This window comes from Gardnerella sp. 30-4 (assembly GCF_001641215.1).
Lineage (GTDB): Bacteria > Actinomycetota > Actinomycetes > Actinomycetales > Bifidobacteriaceae > Bifidobacterium > Bifidobacterium leopoldii.
In genome coordinates, this window is the sequence record NZ_LXJL01000039.1 from 1 (window position 1) to 4,679 (window position 4,679).

Annotated in this window: 3 protein-coding genes; 1 reads left to right on the forward strand and 2 read right to left on the reverse strand. The window is 37.1% G+C overall.

The genetic code is table 11. The features are described from left to right. The first annotated feature begins 186 nt into the window (after positions 1-186). The gene (locus tag A5294_RS03060) at positions 187-2,232 is read left to right on the forward strand and encodes a hypothetical protein (RefSeq protein WP_004106902.1); all 2,046 of its coding nucleotides are present in this window, start codon (positions 187-189) and stop codon (positions 2,230-2,232) included. An 81-nt stretch (positions 2,233-2,313) separates the two neighbouring features. On the opposite strand, the gene A5294_RS03065 is transcribed toward A5294_RS03060, so the two are convergent. Both A5294_RS03065 and A5294_RS03070 read right to left on the reverse strand, forming a co-directional pair. After that, complete coding sequence (locus A5294_RS03065; RefSeq protein ID WP_004106900.1) at positions 2,314-3,096, reverse strand: response regulator transcription factor; 783 nt, start codon at positions 3,094-3,096, stop codon at positions 2,314-2,316. Between the two features lie 18 nt (positions 3,097-3,114). Continuing rightward, the coding region (locus tag A5294_RS03070) for an ATP-binding protein (protein ID WP_064340432.1) at positions 3,115-4,679 on the reverse strand (1,565 nt) is incomplete at its 5' end.

Here is a 4,679-nt window from a genome sequence, read left to right on the forward strand (position 1 = left end):
GTGCATAATTGGCATTTTTTATTAATGGTCTTCAAAAATAATACGATTATTATTCATTATGACAAGTTTTATCGGAAATATTCCGAATAAATAGCGTTGAAAATGTATTTATTCCTTTGTTATGCTCAAGGATGACTGCTGACATAAGTTAGACATGAAGGCCGCTACGAGCAAGGAGTAACAAATATGGTAACGGTCAAGAAAAAATCTGCCGCAGCAATCGCAGGATTTGTTTTGTTCCTGCAAGGCCCAATGCCAGCATGGGCGCAAGAAGCTGTTGAGGATGTACAAAATACGCAAGCTCAAACAGAGGTGACTGCAAAAGCATCTACTGAAGAAGCAATTGAAAAAGCTGAAGAGCAGGTTCAGCAATTAGAAGCTCAAATTGAAGAGTATAAGAAAAAAGTTGCAGAATTTGACGATCTTTTAAGTAAAATCTCTGAAACTGAAAAAGGATTTGAAAACGTTGAGAAAGATAAGGAAAAGGAACTTTTAGAAGCTGAAAATGCATTGAAAATGGATTCCGAAGCCGCAAAAGTAAAAATTGCAGAATTTGAAAAATCCAAAGAAGAAAAGGATAACGAGCTTATTGGATTAAAAGCCGCATATGAACTTTTAAAAGAGCAATATGATCATGCAAAATTAGCTCTTGATGCTTTGCAAAGTGACGAAGAAGAAAAAAGTCAAACAAAAGAAAGAGCTGCAGCTAATATAAAACAATATGAATCACAGATTTCAGATCTTCACAAAGAAGTAGATAATCTTAATGAATCTATTGCAAGTGATTCTGCTCAAATTAAAGAGTATGATACAAAAATCGGTGAATTGGAATCCGCATTAGAAAAAGTTGATCCAAACGATGGTGATAATATTTATTCTATAGCGGAGCAGTTTAGAAAAGTCTCTAATGATCAAACTTCACTTAGCAAAAAAGTTGAAGAAAATAAGAAACTTGTTGCTGCTAAAGAAAAAACTGTGAAAGAATTAGAAGTTCTTTTCCAGAATGCAAAGCAAGAATTTGAAAAAGTAAGTGAAGATCTTCAAAAAATTAAAGATCAAATTGATGAGTCTAAAAAAGATGTAGCTAGTAAGCTTGAAGCTTCCAACAGTAAAGATTCTGAAGTAAAGAAAGCAGAGTCTGAAACAAAGCTTCTTAATAATATTATTGAGAACTATAAGTTAGTTGACGACAAAAAGAAACTAGATGAAAAAATTAAGTCATTAAGAAATGGCTTTGAAGGCGCTAAAACATTTAAGAACAATCAGATTCAGGAGAGAACTGCGAAAAGTGATTTAAAGAAGCAAGCTGAGGATTCTTTAAAGGACGCAGAAAAGAATCTTGAGGAAGCTAAAGCTAAAGTTACTATTCTTAAAGCTCAATTGAAGAAGGAAAAAGATCAAAAAGATCAGCAAAGTGGTAACAGTTCTGCTGGTAATAATGAGGCAAAAGAATCAGGAAAACAGACTGGTCCTACTGCTCCAGCACCTTCTGATTCTAAAAAAGATAATGAATCTCAAGAGCATGCTGCTCCAGTCCCTGCACCTCCAGTAGCATCTGCTCCGAAAGTAGCTGCTCCTGCCGAATCCGATACACAATCAAATGCTGCTTCTGAGGTTCCTAAAGCTAAGGTTCCAGTGCCATCTGTTAATTCTCCGGTTGTGCCGCCAGCTTCTGCGGCTCCAACAGTACCAGTTCCTACTGTTCCTACTGTTCCGTCGGCACCTGCTGCTCCTGCAACCCCTGCGGTTCCAGCAGTTCAAGTTGAAAATAATTCAACTCATGTTGTTCCTGCAGCTTCTGCGGTTCCAGCAGTGCCAAGCTCCAAGCCTTCTGATGCAAATACTCAGAAAGTAGTAGTTCCGGTTGTTGAAATAGTTAAAAAGGTTTCTTCTGCAGCCGAATCTCATGCTCCAGCTGCTGCTAATACTTCTTCTTCGCCTGTGACTCCGACAGACAATACTTCAAAAACAAACAAGTCAACCGAATCACAGGTTTCAGAAGAAAACTCTACGAAGCCTGAAAATAACAAGGGTGATGTTGAGGAAGTTGAAGAAAAGACTCCTGTTGAAAGCAATAAGCCACAAGCTCAAGCTAAAGTTGCAGGCGAAAACAAGTCTTCTGGTAATATGCTTAGCACTATAATGCTAGGCGTTTTGGGTGCATTAACTATTTCTGGAGCTGCTGCTGCCGGCGTGACTGTTATGCGTCACCGTCGCCTTCCAAGAGCATAAATTAAAAGGCTACTAGGTACGTTGATAATCTAAATTGCGGCTATTTGTGTCTATGCATAAACAGCCGCAATTTTATATTTTTTACGGCTTAACTAAGCCATTTTCGTAAGCGAAAACTACAGCTTGAACGCGGTCTCTAGCATCGATTTTTCCTAAAATATGCGCAACATGCGTTTTTACTGTGGGCAAGCTAATAAATAGTTTGTCAGCAATTTCCTGATTTGAAAGTCCGTGAGCAATTTCAACAAGAACTTCGCGTTCTCTATCAGTAAGTTCTGGAATAGCAGAATTTTCGTATGTGCAGCTTTGCGTTTCTTGTACATCCGGATTTGTTTGCGCAGTCGAACTTGCCTGTACATCGTAACTTGCTTGTGCGGTATAATTCGCAGCACTGTTTTCTGTAGTATTTGTTGCTACTTTGCTTTGCTGAATCATAGTTTCAATCAAACGCTTCGTAGCAGTCGGAGCAATAATTGCGTTTCCTTGATACACTGTTCGTATTGAATTAAGCAAAGTTTCAGGTTCAGTATCTTTCAAAAGGAACCCGGAAGCGCCAGCATGAATTGCAGCCATAACATATTCGTCTAAATCAAAAGTTGTCAGAATAATAATTTTAGTATTTTCGTTAGTTTTTTGCTGCAGAATCTTGCGAGTTGCTTCCAATCCGTCCATTACAGGCATGCGAACGTCCATAAGAATAATGTCTGGATGATCTCTTTCTGTAATCTCTACTATTTGTTTTCCATTCGCTGCTTGAGCAACAACTTGCATATCTTGCTGCGAGTTAATTACCATAGCAAATCCTGCACGAACAAGCTCCTGATCGTCTGCTATTGTAACGCGAATTACTCCATTGTTTTCCATATTTTCTATAGTATCAACTTATTCTTGCTTATTTAATGCACTGTGTTGAATTTGCTCATCGAGCGAGGGAGCAGGGCGAACTGCAATTTCAGTTACATTCGCACCATTATTTGCTGAATTAACGCTTGATCCTGTTTCTCGCAAAATTCCAAGCAATTTTCGCATATATTTTAGTGCTGAGCGACCTTCATCTCCAATATTTTTGAAAGCTTTACTAATTTCTTCACTTTGTCCCTGTGATTGCTCTGGGTCTGATGACTTTCGATTTTCTGTATTGTTATTTGCTTTTTCGTATTTATTTAGCATATCAATTCCGTTATTTGCGGCATCGATTACTTTATGCAGTGTAACAGCAACTTTTTGCTGAATATTTGAGCTAAGTCGCTGCCTTTCTGCGTTTGCTGCAAGTACTTCTAGCTGTTTTTGTTCTTGCTCGAGTTCTGTTCTGCGTGTTTTTAGAAGCAATAAATTATTGTCATCGTTTCTTCGGTAATAAGCAAACGCAATAACTGTAAAACAAATTAACGCAACTGCGAAACCAAAAACTAATCCTACGGATGCCATTTGCATAATGATATAAAAATTAGTCGTGTCTATATTCGATGTAAAGAATTGTATTGGAGTTGCATTTTTTGGAATATTTCTTGATGCGATGCCAATTTTTAGTGCAAAAATAGCAGATTCTAAAAGTACTATTGCGCTAATCCATTGCCATGCGCGCTTTTTGCCGTATAGAACCGCAGCATAAATAATGCTTGGAATGAATAAGTTAGCAAACAAAATATTAGGTAAGAATATTAGCTGTATTGCAGAAAATATTGCGGCAACAATTGCGCATGTTGTTGGAGATTTTCTACGGAACATAAACGGCACCATGGTTGCAAGAGTAAATACTCTATAAAATATTTCTAACGAAAGTGAGTCGAAATATTGTGAAGACATTCCATCTCCAAGAATAAAATCATAAGTTGGCACAAAAAGCATCAGAACAATCCAAGGCGCTGCATAAATAATGTCTCCAATAAGCCAATGTTGTTCAAACCATTGTGATACTTTCTCAATCTTATTTTGTGAAGCATTTACTTCTGGAAAAACTTTTGATGAGGTTGGAACATTTGCATTTGCCGGTTTTGTTTGCGCTATTGATTGATTATTAATTTTTGCATTCTTATAAGTAACGTTAGGAATACTATTTAATACAGAAGCAGTAGTATTTGACGGGTCTGTGCTGTAAGAATATGGAATAAAAGCAACAATACTAAACGTTCCATCGTTTAGTTTCCCGTAATTAAGCGTTCCGTGAAGATTTTCAATGCGTTCTTTCATGCCAATTAAGCCATAACCGTTTTTATGCTGCGCATTGCTATTTTGCGTTTGGTTAACTTCGATTTTGTGTATTTCATTTGTAATTTTTAGTTTTAAACCTTGGTTGTTCCATTCTTCATGAATGTTTACTTTAACGCATTCGCCTGCATGCTTGCGAATATTAGTAAGTGCTTCTTGAATAATTCTATATGCTACAGTTTGTGCAGCTTTGTTGAGTTTATGAGAAGAATTTATGCCATCAACAGTATGCCAAAAAA